The 17,769-nt window shown below is 39.8% G+C and carries 21 protein-coding genes and 1 pseudogene; 13 read left to right on the forward strand and 9 right to left on the reverse strand.

All coding sequences use genetic code 11. The annotated features are described in order from the left end of the window. The first annotated feature begins 135 nt into the window (after positions 1-135). Positions 136-297, forward strand: coding sequence for a DUF2256 domain-containing protein (locus PN497_RS01825; protein ID WP_096572208.1), 162 nt, complete (start codon positions 136-138; stop codon positions 295-297). A gap of 62 nt (positions 298-359) precedes the next feature. Next, complete coding sequence (locus PN497_RS01830) at positions 360-1,313, forward strand: isoaspartyl peptidase/L-asparaginase (protein ID WP_096572209.1); 954 nt, start codon at positions 360-362, stop codon at positions 1,311-1,313. A gap of 199 nt (positions 1,314-1,512) precedes the next feature. Here the strand turns inward: PN497_RS01830 and queC are convergent, their stop codons facing one another. Next, entirely contained in the window at positions 1,513-2,187 is a 675-nt protein-coding gene (gene queC, locus PN497_RS01835) for a 7-cyano-7-deazaguanine synthase QueC (RefSeq protein WP_096572874.1), read from the reverse strand. A 543-nt stretch (positions 2,188-2,730) separates the two neighbouring features. Between queC and PN497_RS01840 the strand changes: the two genes are divergently transcribed. The 5 genes and pseudogenes from PN497_RS01840 (at position 2,731) to PN497_RS01860 (ending at position 7,238) form a co-directional block, all read left to right on the forward strand. After that, positions 2,731-3,810 carry a Gfo/Idh/MocA family protein gene (locus tag PN497_RS01840; RefSeq protein ID WP_096572875.1) on the forward strand — a complete coding sequence of 360 codons (1,080 nt, stop codon included), beginning with the start codon at positions 2,731-2,733 and terminating at the stop codon, positions 3,808-3,810. Positions 3,811-3,935: 125 nt separating this feature from the next. Next, a pseudogene (locus PN497_RS01845) lies at positions 3,936-4,559 on the forward strand (DedA family protein). Positions 4,560-4,820: 261 nt separating this feature from the next. After that, the gene (locus PN497_RS01850; protein ID WP_096572210.1) at positions 4,821-5,966 is read left to right on the forward strand and encodes a ParM/StbA family protein; all 1,146 of its coding nucleotides are present in this window, start codon (positions 4,821-4,823) and stop codon (positions 5,964-5,966) included. Positions 5,967-5,974: 8 nt separating this feature from the next. Beyond that, positions 5,975-6,463: a plasmid segregation centromere-binding protein ParR gene (locus PN497_RS01855; protein WP_096572211.1), complete on the forward strand. Its 489-nt coding sequence runs from the start codon at positions 5,975-5,977 to the stop codon at positions 6,461-6,463. 649 nt (positions 6,464-7,112) lie between these two features. Beyond that, positions 7,113-7,238, forward strand: coding sequence for a hypothetical protein (locus PN497_RS01860; protein ID WP_272109437.1), 126 nt, complete (start codon positions 7,113-7,115; stop codon positions 7,236-7,238). Here the strand turns inward: PN497_RS01860 and PN497_RS01865 are convergent. The 5 genes from PN497_RS01865 to PN497_RS01885 form a co-directional block, all read right to left on the reverse strand. Then, positions 7,211-7,792 (reverse strand): CPBP family intramembrane glutamic endopeptidase, encoded by a 582-nt coding sequence (locus PN497_RS01865; protein WP_096572212.1) that lies wholly within the window; start codon positions 7,790-7,792, stop codon positions 7,211-7,213. The two genes, PN497_RS01860 and PN497_RS01865, sit on opposite strands and share 28 nt — an antisense overlap. A gap of 95 nt (positions 7,793-7,887) precedes the next feature. Then, positions 7,888-8,928, reverse strand: a complete 1,041-nt coding sequence (locus tag PN497_RS01870; RefSeq protein WP_096572213.1) for a DUF3326 domain-containing protein — start codon at positions 8,926-8,928, stop codon at positions 7,888-7,890. 139 nt (positions 8,929-9,067) lie between these two features. Next, complete coding sequence (locus tag PN497_RS01875; RefSeq protein ID WP_096572214.1) at positions 9,068-9,250, reverse strand: hypothetical protein; 183 nt, start codon at positions 9,248-9,250, stop codon at positions 9,068-9,070. Between the two features lie 120 nt (positions 9,251-9,370). Continuing rightward, positions 9,371-9,688, reverse strand: a complete 318-nt coding sequence (locus PN497_RS01880) for a 2Fe-2S iron-sulfur cluster-binding protein (RefSeq protein WP_096572215.1) — start codon at positions 9,686-9,688, stop codon at positions 9,371-9,373. Between the two features lie 109 nt (positions 9,689-9,797). After that, entirely contained in the window at positions 9,798-10,703 is a 906-nt protein-coding gene (locus PN497_RS01885) for a hypothetical protein (RefSeq protein ID WP_272109441.1), read from the reverse strand. A 39-nt stretch (positions 10,704-10,742) separates the two neighbouring features. On the opposite strand from PN497_RS01885, the gene PN497_RS01890 reads away from it, so the two are divergent. The 3 genes from PN497_RS01890 to PN497_RS01900 all read left to right on the forward strand — a co-directional run bounded on the left by PN497_RS01890 (position 10,743) and on the right by PN497_RS01900 (position 12,608). Next, entirely contained in the window at positions 10,743-11,645 is a 903-nt protein-coding gene (locus PN497_RS01890; protein WP_409349312.1) for a metallophosphoesterase family protein, read from the forward strand. A gap of 281 nt (positions 11,646-11,926) precedes the next feature. Further along, the gene (locus PN497_RS01895) at positions 11,927-12,316 is read left to right on the forward strand and encodes a type II toxin-antitoxin system RelE/ParE family toxin (protein ID WP_096572217.1); all 390 of its coding nucleotides are present in this window, start codon (positions 11,927-11,929) and stop codon (positions 12,314-12,316) included. Continuing rightward, a complete protein-coding gene (locus PN497_RS01900) occupies positions 12,303-12,608 on the forward strand; it encodes a helix-turn-helix domain-containing protein (protein ID WP_096572218.1) in 306 nt (101 codons plus the stop codon). The genes PN497_RS01895 and PN497_RS01900 overlap by 14 nt, the downstream gene beginning before the upstream one ends. A gap of 208 nt (positions 12,609-12,816) precedes the next feature. On the opposite strand, the gene PN497_RS01905 is transcribed toward PN497_RS01900, so the two are convergent. After that, positions 12,817-12,939 (reverse strand): hypothetical protein, encoded by a 123-nt coding sequence (locus PN497_RS01905; RefSeq protein ID WP_268932406.1) that lies wholly within the window; start codon positions 12,937-12,939, stop codon positions 12,817-12,819. Between the two features lie 280 nt (positions 12,940-13,219). Here PN497_RS01905 and PN497_RS01910 point away from each other — a divergent pair, with 280 nt between their 5' ends. Beyond that, entirely contained in the window at positions 13,220-13,618 is a 399-nt protein-coding gene (locus PN497_RS01910) for a hypothetical protein (RefSeq protein WP_096572219.1), read from the forward strand. Between the two features lie 214 nt (positions 13,619-13,832). Here the strand turns inward: PN497_RS01910 and PN497_RS01915 are convergent, their stop codons facing one another. Continuing rightward, positions 13,833-14,672, reverse strand: a complete 840-nt coding sequence (locus PN497_RS01915; protein ID WP_096572220.1) for a prephenate/arogenate dehydrogenase — start codon at positions 14,670-14,672, stop codon at positions 13,833-13,835. An 84-nt stretch (positions 14,673-14,756) separates the two neighbouring features. Between PN497_RS01915 and PN497_RS01920 the strand changes: the two genes are divergently transcribed. Together PN497_RS01920 and PN497_RS01925 are read left to right on the forward strand one after the other, a co-directional pair. Continuing rightward, positions 14,757-15,350, forward strand: a complete 594-nt coding sequence (locus tag PN497_RS01920) for a DUF1517 domain-containing protein (protein ID WP_096572221.1) — start codon at positions 14,757-14,759, stop codon at positions 15,348-15,350. A gap of 70 nt (positions 15,351-15,420) precedes the next feature. Beyond that, positions 15,421-16,305 carry a hypothetical protein gene (locus PN497_RS01925; protein WP_096572222.1) on the forward strand — a complete coding sequence of 295 codons (885 nt, stop codon included), beginning with the start codon at positions 15,421-15,423 and terminating at the stop codon, positions 16,303-16,305. 169 nt (positions 16,306-16,474) lie between these two features. On the opposite strand, the gene aroF is transcribed toward PN497_RS01925, so the two are convergent. Further along, positions 16,475-17,533, reverse strand: coding sequence for a 3-deoxy-7-phosphoheptulonate synthase (gene aroF / locus PN497_RS01930; RefSeq protein WP_096572224.1), 1,059 nt, complete (start codon positions 17,531-17,533; stop codon positions 16,475-16,477). Positions 17,534-17,769 lie beyond the last annotated feature (236 nt).

Here is a 17,769-nt window from a genome sequence, read left to right on the forward strand (position 1 = left end):
AGCAACTTACGTTAGTATATGGTGACAGGTGACATTAGAGACAGGAACTGGGGACCATTGACTGGGTAATCAATTTTATTTTTCCCAATCAACTATGAATTATTACCAGTCTAAAATCTAAAATCTAAAATCAACATGGGACGTACTCGTTCTAAATCTGACCTGCCTGAAAAAATTTGTCCAGTATGTCAACGTCCCTTCACTTGGCGAAAAAAATGGCAAGATTGTTGGGATGAAGTTAAATATTGCTCAGAACGTTGTCGTCGTCGCCGTTCTCAGGCTAAAGACGATAAATAATTGACAATTGACAATTGATAATTGATAACTGATAACTGTTAAAACTACACAGAAACAAATAAATGACTTTACAAGTACAACCTAAATTAATTATTCATGGTGGGGCTGGTAGTTCTCTCCAAGGAAAGGGAGGATTGGCATCTGTCAGGCGATCGCTGCATACTGTAATACAGGAAGTATACTCACTATTGATCACAGGCGCAACTGCTTCTGATGCTGTAGTCCAGGGTTGTCAAATGTTGGAAGATGACCCCCGCTTTAATGCAGGTACTGGTTCTGTATTACAATCTGATGGTCAAATCCGCATGAGTGCTTCTCTGATGGATGGTACATCAGGGCGGTTTAGTGGTGTAATTAATGTTGCACGGGTAAAAAACCCGATTGAAATGGCTCTATTTCTGCAAAATTCCCCAGATCGGGTATTGTCTGATTACGGTTCCTCTGAGTTAGCACGAGAGTTACAAATTCCCACCTATAATGCTTTAACTGATTTGCGTCTTAACGAGTGGATGCAAGAACGGGAAGATAACTTTAAAAGGACAATGGCTGGAGTTGTCGCTGAACCGGAAATGGCAGAAATGTCTAATGCAGGACGGGGTACAATTGGTGTAGTCGCCTTAGATGGCTATGGTCAATTAGCCGCTGGTACTTCCACAGGTGGTAAAGGCTTTGAGCGCATTGGTCGAGTCAGTGATTCTGCTATGCCAGCAGGTAATTATGCTACTCAATATGCAGGAGTAAGTTGTACTGGTATTGGGGAAGATATCATTGATGAGTGTTTAGCCGCTAAAATTGTCATCCGGGTTAGTGATGGAATGTCTTTAAAAGAGGCGATGTTGCGCTCATTTACCGAAGCTAGTAAAAATGAACGGGATTTGGGTGCGATCGCTCTTGATGCTACTGGGGCAATATCCTATGGTAAAACCAGTGAAGTTTTACTGGCTGCCTATCATAACGGTGATACCATTGGCGATACATTAGAATGGAATGATGGCGAATTGATTGGTTATTGCTAAGTATTAAAGTAGCCATTCATTCATGAAACGCCCAATACAAGAGGGTTTTACTTCTGACTCCTGACTCCTTTACGGGCGAAGCATTCAGGTGATCAATTCTCGATTTTTCCCCAATATTTTTGTCCGAATGCTTCGCCCCTACTGACTCCTGCTATAGTGGTGGATTTAAATCCACTACTAACTTAGCTCCTGCCTTATGCTACAGATAATCAACAGGATCTTTTAAACCCAACTGTGCAAAAGCAGCTAACCGCAACCGACAAGAATCACAAACCCCACAAGCTTGATCACCACCAGCATAACAAGACCAAGTTAACTCCCAAGGTACATCTAACTGATTACCAAGTTGGATAATTTCCGTTTTTTTCAAATTAATTAGCGGTGCAATAATATCAATAGGTTGTCCTTCCCGACCTTGTTTAGTTCCCAAACGGAACACTTCTTGCATCGCTTGGATATAATCAGGACGACAATCAGGATAACCAGAGTAATCTAAAGCATTAACACCAATGTATACACGTTGTGCACAGATAGTCTCAGCATAACCCAAAGCAAAACTTAAAAAAATAGTATTCCGGGCAGGAACATAAGTGACAGGAATACTTTGTGACATTTCATCCAGGGAACGTGCTTGAGGGAGAGCGATCGCCTCATCCGTCAAAGCAGAACCACCCCATAAGCGTAAATCAAAATTAACTATCTGATGTTGAACAACCCCTACAGACTGCGCTACAAACATAGCTGATTGTAACTCTCGGCGGTGTCGCTGCTGGTAATCAAAAGAAATGGCGTAACATTCACAACCATCAGCCCTAGCTTGATAGAGAACCGTAGAAGAATCCAATCCGCCAGACAATAGAATTACAGCTTTCATCATGCAAAAAAATCTCAAAAAATCCCTAACATCAATCTCACCCAAAAGGTGAGACAATCAACAAAATGCAACAAACAAAAAATTAAATTCAAAATGCAAATCAAAATGCAAATCAAAATGCAAAAAACAATTTACAGTATCGTTGGCAAAATTTTTACAGACAACCTTGCAGCCAATTACAGTCACTGATAATTTTACGGAAATTAGAATGTCATAAATTTATCCAGCAGCCAAGGAAGTATTTATCTGAGTTATTAATTACCTAACTGCCATCCGAAAGCTACCACGTAAGTATTTTTGAGATGGTCAGTCAATAAAAAAACACATATTTTTTTGTGTCAATTATAAACCATAGGAAAATTAATAACTAACGATCCAAAAGTTAGCAAGATAGTGGGAACTGAACATAAACTTTGAAATTCTTCATAAATAGAACCACTATGTTACCATCTGGATGGTTTTAGACGGATCACACTTGGCAGTTCAGTATAAATGCCAACGACCGTAGCGTTTTTAAATTTGGTGGTTGAGGAGAAAATAATAGTGCAAAATAGCATATCAGTGGCAGAACCAAATCTATATTCACAGCGCAACCAGCCACGTGCAATCCGCATAGGCGTGATTGGGGTGGGTAACATGGGACAACATCACACCCGCGTACTCAGTTCAATGAAAGATGTTGAACTGATAGGCGTTTCTGATATCAACGTTGAACGAGGCTTAGAAACTGCCAGCAAATACAAAGTCCGTTTTTTTGAAGATTACTGTGATCTGCTACCCCATGTAGATGCAGTGTGTATTGCTGTACCCACTCGCTTACATTATGCCGTAGGCATCAACTGTTTGTTAGCAGGAATTCATGTTTTGATTGAAAAGCCAATTGCTGCCAGTATTTCCGAAGCAGAATCACTCGTCAACGCAGCCGCTGAGTCTCAATGTATTTTGCAGGTAGGACACATTGAGCGTTTTAATCCAGCCTTTAGAGAACTGAGTCAAGTCCTGAAAACAGAGGAAGTCTTGGCCTTAGAAGCGCATCGGATGAGTCCTTATTCAGCCAGGGCGAATGATGTTTCAGTCGTGCTGGATTTAATGATCCATGACATTGACCTACTTTTAGAATTAGCTGGTTCACCCGTAGTCAAATTAACAGCGAATGGCACTCGTTCCCTAGACTCTGGTTATTTAGATTATGTGACTGCCACATTAGGCTTTGCCAATGGCATTGTCGCCACTCTCACCGCCAGTAAAGTCACTCACCGTAAAATTCGCCGCATCGTCGCCCATTGCAAAAATTCATTTACTGAAGCCGATTTCCTCAAAAATGAAATTTTGATTCATCGCCAAAATACTAATCCGCATAACGACCATCGGCAGGTTCTGTATAGGCAAGATGGTTTGATAGAAAAAGTCTATACTAGTAACGTTCAACCTTTAAGCGCAGAGTTAGAGCATTTTGTTAACTGTGTACATGGAGGTAATCAGCCTTCTGTGGGTGGTGAACAAGCCCTTAAAGCTCTGAGGTTAGCCAGTTTAATTGAGCAAATGGCTGTAGAAGAGCGGGATTGGAACCCATTAGAATGGGAATCCGGATCGATAGTACAATCATTAACGCCAACTGTTTAGAATAGGTGACTGGGGAATGGGGACAAAAATTTTAGATTTTAGATTTTAGATTTTAGATTGGACGTAACTGAATACAATCCAAAATCCAAAATCCAAAATCCAAAATTGTATCACCAATCACCAGTATGCTCGAATGGATAACCAAGACCATTAGCTCTTTGGGATATTTAGGAATCACCCTGCTGATGTTCCTAGAAAACCTTTTTCCCCCCATACCTTCTGAATTGATTATGCCATTGGCAGGATTTACGTCCTGTCCATATCAACCAGGAGGAGCAAAGCTGAATATAATAGGTGTGTTTTTATCAGGACTTTTGGGTTCTGTCGCGGGCGCACTGATCTGGTAATATCCTGGTAAGTTTTTGGGGGAACGACGCTTAAAACAATTAGCTAACAAGTACGGTAGATGGTTGACTATATCTAGCGAAGATATTGATAGGGCTAAAGGATGGTTTAACAGACATGGGGGAAAAGCAGTATTAATTGGTCGTATTGTACCAGGAATTCGTACTTTGATTTCTGTTCCCGCAGGTATGAGCAATATGCCCTTGTTGCCTTTCTTATTTTACACAACTTTGGGTAGTGCTGCCTGGGTGGCTTTGCTCACATATTCCAGATACTGGTTAGGAATCCAGTATGAACTTGTGCAGAAATACCTTGCCCCTGTATCTAAAATTGTCCTGGGAGGTCTATTGGTAGTATTCTTACTTTGGGTACTCAAGCGCCAAAGTCGAGAAACTCGCAGATGAATATAGTTCAGTTTTCAATATATGGCTGCTGTAGAGAGGTTTCGGCGGCTAGTAACGGAAATATCTCCACTTTCCACTGGCTATATGTGAAAATTTTGCCTGTACAATAAATCCAAAATAATGTTACATTTCCAATCGCCTACAATAAATTTTGCCGTATTTCTAGCTACACTTGACCCATCTGAAAATTTTTTTGATCTTGTATTTTTGTAAGATGGGCATGATAACTTTTTACAGTTACGTCACCACATAGGAGCTTTCATGACAGACCAACCACCCGTAGCTAATCCGATGAATGCTGCTGCTATACCCATGAATCGAGTAGCATCAGCCCCTATAAACAACAATGTTAATAAGCCAGCCTCAATTTCGGGTAAAAACATTCTCAGCGTTGATTTAGGTAGAACATCTACCAAAACTTGTGTCAGCCGCGAACCTGGCAATGTTGCCTTCATCCCTGCCAATGTCAAGCAAATGTCAATTGAACAAATACGTGGTGGGGTGTTTGAATCTAAGGCAACCGATCCTTTAATGGATTTGTGGATGGAATATCAAGGCAAGGGCTATGCTGTAGGGCAGTTAGCAGCAGACTTTGGTGCAGGTTTAGGAGTTGGACAATCTAAGGTAGAAGATGCACTGGTCAAAGTATTGGCAGCTGCTGGCTACTTTAAACTCAAAGACGAAATTTCCGTTGTCTTAGGTCTGCCTTTCCTGTCCTTGGAACAGTTTGAAAAGGAAAAAACCGCTTTAATCAGCCAAGTAACAGGTCCCCATGTCTTCAACTTCCGTGGGGAATCTTTGTCGTTAAATATAACTAAAGTTTGGGTGATGCCAGAAGGTTACGGCAGTCTGCTGTGGTCTGAAGCTCAACCTAATAAAACCCCCTCATCCCCTGATTTTACCAAAATATCAGTGGGAATTGTCGATATTGGACATCAAACCATTGATTGTATCATGGTGGATAATTTCCGCTTTGCTAGAGGTCTTTCTCAAAGTGAAGACTTTGGCATGAGCAAGTTTTATGAACTGGTAGCTAATGAAATAGAAGGGGCTGATAGTCAATCTCTAGCACTGATTTCTGCGGTTAATAAGCCCAAAGGTGAGCGTTTTTATCGTCCTAAAGGTGCAAGCAAACCCACTAACCTAGATGATTTTCTGCCGAACCTCACAGAGCAGTTTTCACGCGAAATTTGCAATCGTGTGCTGGCTTGGTTACCAGAACGTGTTACAGATGTAATTATCACTGGTGGTGGTGGTGAGTTCTTCTGGGAAGATGTACAACGTCTGCTCAAAGAAGCTAAGATTAATGCCCATCTGGCTGCACCCTCCCGCCAAGCTAACGCTTTAGGTCAATATCTTTACGGAGAGGCGCAATTGTCTGCTTCTGCTGTTCGCGCTGCTAGGTAATAAAACTGATGTTCCAATGGTCAAAAAAGGTAGTTAAATCCGTCACTTTCAATCCAGAAATTGGTGATGAGAGCTTGTTAGCACAGGTAGAAAGTTACTTGGAGGCGCAACCAGAAAAGACTTTCAGTGACCTCTGTAAAGAGGCTCTTTGGCAAGCTTTATGTGTACCGGACTCTGTACGACCTTCTCCGAATACAGCAGCACTACCGATGGAACAACAACTCGGTGAGTTGCAACGTCAGATAGCTGGACTTGAGGAACGTTTTTTTGCTAAGGAATCCAATCGTTTGCAGGTGATGGAAAGCCAGATATTACAACTTAGTCAACAAGTTGCACAATTGGCAATCATGGTCAATCAAGCAGCATCTTTTCAACCCGCAAATTCATCTATAGCAACGGTAGAAGTAGTTAATGAAACTGCTTCTACTCCCGATCCTACTCCCCAAGAGGTCGACCCTGTAATCAGTCGCCTGAGTTCTTTGGTTGATGATTTCTAAGGAAAAAGCCAGTTAGCAATTGATAATTGATAATTGATAATTGACAATTGTTTCACTCAAGGCTTTCGCCGTGAGCGTCAGCCGAACGGTTTAAAACCTCCCCTTTCAAAGGGAAAAAAAGAAAAAAATTCCGCTTTTTTGCTCCTCTCCCTTCAAGGGAGAGGTAGTTCTCAATTGTTCATTGTTAATTGTCCATTCATTATTGAATAAGCGTTTTTACAAGATAGATCGGGAAGTGTGAGAAGTTTACTAGTGACACCCAGAATTTTTTCGGATTTTCTGGGTGTAATCTTTTTTAGGAGGCAGGAGGCAGGAGAAAGATAAATAGGGTTTGCTGAAAAAGTTATCTGTGAAAGCTAGGTGACAGGTTACAGGTGCTACGCCACGGTGACAGTTTCAAGAGTTGGATAGGAACGATTTTTTCTTTAAGTAGGAATTAAGTGCAAGGTTTTTCAGTTGCCACCTCATAAAAGCTGGCACTTTTTGAAAGCACTTCGGCTTACTTCGGCTTACTTCGACTTACTTCGACTTACTTCGACTGCGCCCTTCGACGCTGCCCTTCGACACCGCTCAGGACAGGCTCAGTACAAGTCGCTCAGTACAAGTCAAAATAGCTAAAACCCTTTACCTGTAAAGTTTTCGGATTTATATGGCTAACGCCACGCTACGCTATCAGCAAACCCTAAATATTTCCTGTTTCCCCAGTCACCAGTCACCAGTCACCAGTCACCAGTCACCATTCCCCTGCTATAATTGCCGAATTTTCCACAGATAGCTAGATAGCCAATTTGTCAGGATATGAGCCATTATTGGTACTAACAAGTTGCCACTCAATAAGGCGCTATATGCCAAGATGATACCGATAATAGTTGCCCAAATTACATAAGGCCATTGTTCAGCACCACTGAGATGTAATACTCCAAAACAAAGACTGGAGACCATGACGGCTACATGATCAGCGCCCAAAGCGGGTAACATGACACCGCGAAATAATAATTCTTCACTTAAACCCGGTAACAGCCCCAGCCAGAGCAAGTCTGGTAAAGCTAACGGTTTAATTACCATTTCTAGGTAATAATCTGCGCTTTTGCGATAGGGAGGAGAGAAGCGATAAGCTAAACCACTAAAAACAGTGATGACTAAACCCAACCCCAAACCCAAAAATAAATCCTGGGGTTCCCAGTACAACTTAAATAGGGCAACGTTACCAAAGCGCAGCCACAATTTGGCGGCTATCCATAAAATAATCGCTGTTGCGCCCATAGCTACCAGGACTTGGGTGCGTGAGAGTTCAGGAATTTCTGGTTCTTGCTTTTGTTGTTCTACCACAGGCGTTTAAATAATGAGGACTGGACTGGGGACTGGGGACTGGGGACTGGGAGCAGGGGGAGAATAACTAATAACTAATGACTAATGACTAATGACTAATGACTAATGACTAATGACCAAGGATTAATACCTGCTTTGTGGGCGACTAAGACACCGACTGCTTCTACATAAGAGTTTACCTTTATAGATTTTATTCCTAACGCTGGGGCAGGAACTTGTATTAAAGTTTTATTTTCTGTAACAGTTATTATTTGGCATTGTTTCTGGCTTAAACTTAGTAAGGTACTACTCCCACAGGCGTTTGCTGGTACTATTACAGCATCTACTTGATCTGCCCAAATATCTGCTTGTAAAGAATTGATAAATTCTCTGTTGACGATAAACTGAGGGGCGCGACTTAAACCGACAAGGACGCATGGTAAAAAAGTATAACCTATTTCTTCGGCTGCGGAACGGGGAGATAAATCGGGATCTGGGGGTGCTGGTGCTAGGGCTGGTGCATGGGCGCAAGGTATTTTAAAGGTTCGCACTAATAAATGGCTAATTACTGCTTCTGCACCTGCTAGGGGGTCTACGCCTTTTCCATGACGGTAATTTTGCGTTGCTTGTTCATCTATATGATCGGGAAACCGGGCTACTACTGCGATCGCTTCTGCTTTCTCTTTTTTAATCAATTTTTCTGCTGCCCGCAATAAACTGTCTGGGTTGCCTATTGTTCCCCAACTTACACCAGATGAAGATATGCGTAATTCTACGTTTAATGGGGCATCTGTAATTACATGATTTGTAATGTTTAATCCTAGTGTGGCTCTGGCTGCGTCTGCTGTTTGCAGGTGTCGCAGCATTAATTCTGGTTCTAGTCCTTGGTCTAAAAGTAAACCTACTCGGTTACTATGCACGGGTCTTAAACCCCATTCTCCAGCGGCAAATTTATCTAAACCATATCCTTCTACATAGAAGGCGTTGGGAATATTCCAGTATAAACTTGCACCATTTAGGACGTTGGGATGAGTGATCAAGCGATCGCACACCTGTGATATAACTCTAGCTACTGGTAATGCGTCACCTGCATAACCACCTATGGACGCGCCTATGCCAGTAGGTATAATTAAAATTGCTGTATATGGGCGTTGCATGATGGTATTATGAATTATGTTTCCGCGCAATCTCTGTCAGGAGATCCCGCAGGGTAGGCACAAAGGAGCAAAGGCGCAAAGTTGCTAGTTGTAAATTTCTCAGTTTTTTCATGCTCATTCAGCAACGCCTTAATCTTAATTATTCAGGGTTTGCTGTGGTGACAACTGCTTCTACTGTGGCTTTTTCCTGTTCTTCATCAACGGAAGTAACCGCCCAGCGCAGGGGTTCACCTTGTTTTTTTAGTTCCGCTTCAATGGCTTTTTGTAATTCTGTGGGTGTTTCTTGCAGGTCTATTTCGGCAGTAATAAAATGAGTGGTCATGATGGTAAAATATAGGGTTTTGGTTATTTATAGAATACAGCTATTTTTGGGTAATTGGTGATTTGTGATTGGTAAACATTTATTACTTATCCTATCACTCATCACCCATTAATCGGTTGACTAACTTTTACCAAATTGCTTCTGATAAACTACTTCTTCTTTGTCTGTTTCGATTTTTAAATCAGAAAGAGGTTTAGCTACACAAAGTAAAGCATAACCTTGTTTTTGCAATTCTGGACTTACACCCATTCCCTCAGATTGATCTACCCTTCCTTGAGTTATCAAAGCAGCACAAGTTGTACAAACTCCAGCATGACAGGAAGCTGGTAAATCTAAACCTTTTGTTTCTGCAATAGCTAAGATAGTTTCATTTTCAGGAACTTGCAAATTATAAATTGTGCCTTGGTGGTTAATTTCGACGGCGTAAGTTTTGGTCATATTTAAAAGAGGAGTCTTTCAACTGATAAATTACCTATTTTATCTCATAAGATGCAAATTTCACAATGGTTACTTTTAACTACAAATTTTGCTAGTCATGAATCCTGATTCATGAATGTTTACTAAAGATGATCATTTCATTACCCACAACGGGACTACGTGCAATTAATTTATTTTCAGCATCAACAAGTTGTAAATGTGTAAAATCTAGTTCTTGAGAGCGTTTTAATATATCCGCTGCTAATTGTTGCTGTTGTGATGGTTCTAAGGTGTACCAATCATCACTAATTCTTATGGTTAAGTCGCTGGTGCGAAAATTAGCTTGGATTGATTTTATCAGATTAATAGCAATATTTTCATCTTCTTTGGTTTGTACGGAGATAACGGTAATTTCCGCAAGTTGCTGTTCTATTGCTGCTATTAAAGCTTGTTCTGGTGTTAATTGTACTGCTTCTGGTTCTGGTGTAGGTTCTGGTGTGGGTTCTGGTGTAGGTTCGGGGGTAGGTTCTAGTGTAGGTTCTGGTGTGGGTTCTGGTTCGGATGTGGGTTCTGGTGTAGGTTCTGGGATAGGTTCGGGTGTAGGTTCTGGGATAGGTTTGGGTGTGGGAACTTCTGCAACTAAAGGAATATCTGGGGGAATGGTTGCTACTTGAGTAGGTTTGGGAGTCAAGAAAGCTGCTGTAACCCCGACTATCACCACCGCAAAAATAGCAAAAATTGCGTTTAAGGTAAAATCTGATACATTATTAGCAACCTTGGATGGTAAAAACAAGCGGAATGTTTGTAAAAATTTATCCCATGCTAAGAAAACCCGTGCTAAAAGATGAGGTTTTTTTTCAGTTGTTGGAGGTGCTTCTGTTTCTAGTTTGACTACTGTATTTTCTAAAATTCCTATTGTTACTCGGAGAAATTGAATTATTGCTATTTTCCAAATAGGTTGATTTTTTTTGTCAGGTTGTGGAGCAGTTGGAGTTTTTTGTTGTTTTCTGGGTTGGCGTTTTCTATCTTGTGACATATAATTGATGTTGATTTGTTGATTTATTGATTTATAAATATGAAACGTCGGAAATTTTTAGTTTTAGGTGGTTTGAGTGGGTTGGTTTCGGGTTTGTTTGCTGGTAATTTTTTTGATAAAAATAGTAAAAATTCTGTTGTAGAAACTGCTATCGCTGCAAATTCTCACCCACAAGATTTATTATTGCGGTTTGTGTCGGTTGCGGATACGGGAACGGGTGCTAAAGGACAGTATGCTGTTGCTAGAGCGATGAATTTTTATCATCAAAAAAATCCTTATGATTTAGTTATTTTAGCTGGTGATAATATTTATAACAATGGGGAAATTGAGAAAATAGGGGTAGTTTTTGAGCGTCCTTATCAACCTTTGTTGAAAAAAGGTGTGAAATTTTATGCTTGTTTAGGTAATCACGATATTAGAACTGATAATGGTGTTGAACAGGTAAATTATCCAGGTTTTAATATGCAGGGAAGATACTATACATTTATGAGGGATAATGTACAGTTTTTTGCTTTAGATACTAATGGGAACGCTGATTGGAAAAATCAGCTAATTTGGTTAGAGAAAGAATTGAGTTTGAGTAAAGCTGCTTGGAAGATTGTATTTGGTCATCATCCGATTTATGCTTCTGGTGTTTATGGGAGTAATGCTAATTTTATCAAAGTGTTTACTCCTTTATTTAAAAAGTATGGTGTGCAGCTTTATATTAATGGTCATGAACATCATTATGAACGCACTCGTTCTATTAATGGTACTACTTATTTAATTTGTGGTGCGGGTGCAGGAAATCGTTCTGTGGGTCGTTCTGAGTGGACTGAATATTCTACAAGTAATTTAAGTTTTGCTGCTTATGATGTGTATGCGGATAGAATTGAGGTGAGTGGTATTGGTACTAATAATCGTGTTTTTGATCGGGGTTTGATAGGGGTGAAGGGTGTTTGATAATAATTGTTTGAATGAGGATTTTTAGGATGTGATTTTGTCAGAATCAGGTGGTTATCGAGCGACCTGTACTGAGCGCAGTCGAAGTAAGTCGAGATAATATCCAGGATTTAAAGATTTTTAGGATGTGTTTTTTGATAAAATGCTATTTGAGTTACTTTGATTAATTTGTAAACAGATATGCTATAATCATGAGCTATAGCAGAAGGCAAGAGTGAAACCCTTGCTATTATCAGTTGTTAAGGATTAATAATTTCATAATCAATTCTGGCTACAGCTATATGAAGAAAGAATATATAATTTATGTTGGTTCAGTTTTTCAGTTGGAGTGGTATTTTGATGAAAATGGTGAAAGTGAAGCTCTGGAGTATTTTAATCAACTATCCGAACAACAACAATTAAAATTTTTATTTTTAGTGAAAAGAATTGGTGATTTTGGCAAAATAAGTAATAAAGAGCAATTTCGTAATGAAGGAGATAAAATTTACGCTTTTAAACCACAACCAGATAGATTTTTATGTTTCTTTTTTACTGGTAAAAAAATTATTGTCACTAATGCTTTTCAGAAAAAAACACAAAAACTACCCAACAATCAAAAAGAGAAAGCTATACAATATATGAATGCTTTTATTCAACGTCATGAGGAAGGAAAATATTATGAAGAAGAATGAACAGTTATCAACTTTTGATAGAATGATGCAAGATGATGATTTTCAAGCTAAGTTTGCATCAGGATATCAGGAGTTTTTACTATCTGAATTTTTAGTTTCTATCATGGAAAATGATCATATTTCTATTGAACAATTAGCTAAAGAAGTTAATCTTTCTCCTGCTGTTATTCAAGATATTTGTTCTGGAAAGAAAAATGATATTAACTTTAGTAAGTTTTTGCAAATAGTTCAATCTTGTGGGTTTCGTCTGGTTTTAGAGAAAGGTGATGATCGTATTCCTCTAGGTTTGTAAATCTGATTATTCATTTTATCAATTTGTCTGAATCAGGATATCCAGGATTTCAGGATTTTCAGGATGTTGAATTTATTAATACCCACATACTTCATATCCCGGACTTCTTTAAGAAGTCCGGGATCTAGTATTTTGTCTGAATCAGGATATCCAGGATTTAAGAATTTACTGTTGTGGGTTACGCCCTCATTAACCCACCCTACTATACTTATAGTAATTTGTAAATTATTGCTCCTGTGGATTTATCGTTGGTAATTTCCATGAGTCCATCAGTACAAATAGTTTCTAAAATTGAGCGCACTTCTGAAGTAGGTTGAGCAAGTTCAATCACTGCATCAGTGAGTGATATACTACCACCTTTACTTTGAGCTAACTTTAAAAGTGTGACAACATCATTTTTGGCTGAAGGTGCAGGTTTGATTTGTCCTTGGGGAAACTGTTGTTGTGGTAGTTGAATATTAGAAGGATGATAACCTGATTCTGGTATTTGTCCATCAAAATTATGGAAACTTCTATCTGAGGTTTTTAAAGAAGATATTAAACAAAGTAATGTTCGTTCTATTTTAGAAAATCAAGCTGCATCTACTATCTACAATTATGGTAATTCTTCATTGATTATTAGTAATCCTAATATAAATAAAAGCCGTATCAATATCTGTAGAGAAAACTCCCAATCTTTAGAAGATATACAAAATCAATCATCTTCTTCGCAAAACCAAACCCCAATAATTGACCTTACAAAAGCACCAGAATTAAACTATAAATATGGACGCACTTCAGAAATTGCCACTCTCAAACAATGGATATTAGAAAATATAATTAATTGGTTAGCAAGACAAAATGAAGCGATAGATATTTCTCAAAAACCTACTGATTTGGAATTATCAAATGCTAGATTTATCAAAGTTTTACAGTCTTTAAATCGTCGGTGTTTGGTGGAAAAGGTGCTAATAGAAGAGAAAGTGAAATTTAAGGTAAATTCTTTATTCAGGATATATCTCAATAATTAATATTATGGTTGATTGAAAAGATTTTATTACTTGCGTTGATCTGCGTTCGTATCCTGAAAACCCTCAAATCCTGGACATTCTGATTCAGACAAAATTCAAATTATCTCAACAAGCAACAAAATTACATAAATTTGATGTTTATAAAACCCGTATAGTAGTCAGGAGTTAGTAGGGGTTTAGTAATGCTAAACCCGTACATAATTCAGGATATTATCTATTCCACAAATTTAGGACGATTTTGTTGATTTAACTTGAGCTTTTGCTCTAAAACTTCCCAGTTTTCCTGTTCAATCACGTTAATAAATATGTCGAGGTTTTGACGATATTGATGTAGTGAATTGATTAATGCTTGACGATTATATTGCGCCATCATCACCCCTAATTCTGGATTTCCTGCACCAACGCGGCTGGTATCTCGAAATCCTGAACTAGCAAGGTTTTGGGCTAATTGAAAAATTTCTGGATCGGTTTCACCCAAACAAGCAGCCATCAAAGAGGCGCTAACCATCACAGGTAAATGGGAAATCCAACCCACAGCCCGGTCATGTTTTTCTGGCTGACAATGATAGATAATAGAACCAAGCGATCGCACAATTTCCTCTAAAACAGTAATGGCAGTAGTTGGGGTTGTTTCTATTGGTGTGAGTACATAAGGTCGATTCACAAATAAATTGCGCTGTGCGGCCTCTATACCCACATCTGTATTTCCCGCCATAGGATGACCGCCAATAAAATTATTCCATAGAGGAGAAATTGCATTGACTATAGGTGCTTTTACTGAACCTACATCAGTTACAATAGTAGTCTCGGGCAAATGAGCAACCAACTGTTCAACTTGAGGCACAATCAGTCCTATAGGAGTACAAATAAACACAACTTCAGCACTAGCTAACAAACTCAAATCAATTGATGCTTGATCGACACTGCCAATGTCAACAGCTTTTTGACAGGTTGATTCACGACGGCTAACTCCTAAAACATAATGTCCTTGGGAACGTAAATCAAAACCTAATGAACCCCCTATCAGTCCCAGTCCTAAAATACCAATTTTCATTTTTGCCTTTAACAACTAAACTTTGAAATATTATCTGTATTTCTGACTCCTGCTATAACTAAGAAAATTATATGGAGAAGAAAAATGAGCAATTTTTTTAATAAAATGATGGGTAGAACTCGCTATGTAGTTTGTCGTTTATTTGTGCATTTAGCCGGCAGTGAAGTAGCACCAATTTTAGGAGTTTTAAACCGCGCCGCCAGAGAAGCGATTGACGCTGAGGGCGATTTAGAAGTTTTGGGCGAAGGATTAGTAGAAATTTGTGAAACTTTGCTCAGATATGATGAATACTGGCTTTCAGCAGCTAATGAAGGAGATGTTTTTTGGAATGAAGGAGAAGCGGGAGATTATGTCAATGAATTATTTACCGACTGCGCCCAAAGATACGGCGCTGAATTTGATTTAGGTTCTTCCTCTAGTTACGATCAACCTTTATCCATTCCTGTCACCCGCAACATTGTGATTATGCTAACAGTGGCTTATGAAGGAGAAGTACCAGAATTAGAAACAGACCTTTCCAACATCCAAGCCTTAAAAGAAGGATTGAAAGCTTTCATCAACTTACACCACAACCATAAACTCCGAGCTATCCAAGTGCATTTCTCACCAGCCCAGCTAGGAGACGAACTCACAAACGATCAATTGTTGCAGTATTTTCCAGAATTGATCCCATTGTAACTTGTTGTTACTCTTTAGTTATCACACCTAACATCGACAATGATAACTAACACATAAGGACAATTATCTAATGATCAGGACTATAATGCGTAAACTAACAATTTTTTGTTTAGCACTAAGTTTGTGCTTGACAAGTGTCGCCTGTGGGGGAGGAAACCAAACTACATCTTCTACTCAAAGTAGTAGCCAAAGTAGCAGCCAAAGTGCAACCCCCACCAAATTAAATGATGGACGGTACGACGTACAACAGGCTACTTACAATGATGCTAATGGGGAGTATACGCTGTTTTTACTTGGTAGTCAGCCGCCTACCTTTAGCACAGAAAAGTTACAAATGGCTCGGTTGACAGATGAAGAACTCAAAGCAGGTAAAAAAACCTATCTCAAAGTAGAAAATGGTCAGACAGCCTTATATCTGACAGAAGACTTTAAAATTGAGTACGTTCACAACGTCACCGAAACCAAAACCAATCCCCAAACCGGACAACAAGAAACCGTAATTGTACGTCAAGAATCTAACTTCTGGACACCTTTTGCTGGAGCTTTAGCTGGTAACATAGCAGGTCAAGCTATTGGTAGTCTGTTATTTAGACCTCAATATTATGTACCTCCCGTTTATCAGCCCGGTGGAATTATGACCGGTTATGGTGGATATGGTTCTAGCTATGATGCAGCCGTTTCCAGTTATCGTTCTCGGTATAATGAACCACCGGCAGCCGTAAGAAATCGTACAGCTTTCCGCACTACAGGTTCGATCAGAAACACAGGGGGTTCTACTTCTACCACAACCCGCACGAATACAGGTAATAGAGCAACAGGTTCAGGTTTTGGTAGTAGTAATCTCCGTCCTTCTGGTAATTCCAGTTCTACTCGCCGTAATTCTGGCAGTAGTTTTGGCAGTGGTAGTCGTTCTTCAGGCCGTCGTTCTTCTGGTTTTGGTAGCAGAAGAAGATAAATAGAAGGCAGGGGGCAGGAGGCAGGAGGCAGAAGGCAGGAGGCAGGAGGCAGGAGGCAGGAGGCAGGAGGCAGAAGGTAAATATTTCTTCCCATCTTCCCATCTTCCCATCTCCCCATCTCCTCATCTCCTCATCTCTACTGTCACCTGTCACCTGTCACCTGTTATATTACACAATTGCCAATGCAGGTTGTGGCCAACGACCGACGGCTTTACCAATAACTGCTAATTCTGACATGAGTTGATCAAACCTGTCTGGTGTTAAAGATTGGGGTCCATCGGATAAAGCCTTGGCTGGGTTGGGGTGAACTTCAATCATTAAAGAATCTGTACCAGCTGCGATCGCTGCCATTGCCATTGCAGGTACAAACTCAGCCCAACCCACACCATGACTAGGATCAATCATAATCGGTAGGTGAGTCAGTTTTCTTAACACCGGCACAACAGATAAATCTAAAGTATTGCGCGTATACTGACGGTCAAAAGTTCTAATTCCCCGTTCACACAAAATCACATTGGGATTACCAGCAGCCAAAATATACTCAGCGGCCATTAACCAATCTTCAATAGTTGCTGCCATTCCCCGTTTTAAAAGCACTGGCTTAGATTGCGCCCCTACTTGTTTTAAGAGAGAGAAATTTTGCATATTTCTCGCCCCTACCTGAATCACATCAGCAACTTCGGCGATTTTTTCCAAATCTCCAGCGTCCATCACCTCAGTAATGATTCCCAGTCCACTGACTTCCCGCGCCTTTGCTAACAACTCCAAAGCACTTTCACCGTGACCTTGGAAAGCATAGGGTGAAGTTCGGGGTTTGTATGCACCACCACGCAGGAACTTAGCACCAGCCGCCTTAACCCGCTGTGCAGTTTCCACAATCATGGTTTCATTTTCCACCGAACATGGTCCAGCAACCACAACTAAAGGATGATGTTCACCAAAAATTACAGGACCATCGGGAGTATTTACCACCACCTCAGAAGCTTCACCGTGGCGGAACTGACGACTAGCGCGTTTATAGGGTACTTCCACCCGTAAAACTTGTTCGATCCATTGACTGAGTTCTTGAATTTGCAGGGGATCTAAATCCGCCGTTTCACCTACTAAACCTATTACTACTTTATGTTTGCCAATGATTTTTTCTGGTGTTAAACCCCAGTCAGCTAATTCTTGAGTTAAACGATCTATTTCTGACTGTGGGGAGCCGACTTTCATTACAACAATCATTTGAAAATCCCTGTATTTTTGAGTAAACTTTGAGTCAAATATTTACCGAGTCAGGAATGTTGATTTAATTTTTGGCTACTGGAATTACTAAATAATTAAGCGAGATAATTAAGCGAGAAGATATATAAAAAATGTAGCGCCAGGTACTTTGTCTGCATATTGGGTATAAATCAGATAAGAGTCATTTCCTAATTTACCCAATATGGCAGTTATCTCAAGATACCTGAGCGCCGTTG

The sequence above is a fragment of the Sphaerospermopsis kisseleviana CS-549 genome (genome assembly GCF_028329225.1).
Taxonomy (GTDB): domain Bacteria; phylum Cyanobacteriota; class Cyanobacteriia; order Cyanobacteriales; family Nostocaceae; genus Sphaerospermopsis; species Sphaerospermopsis kisseleviana.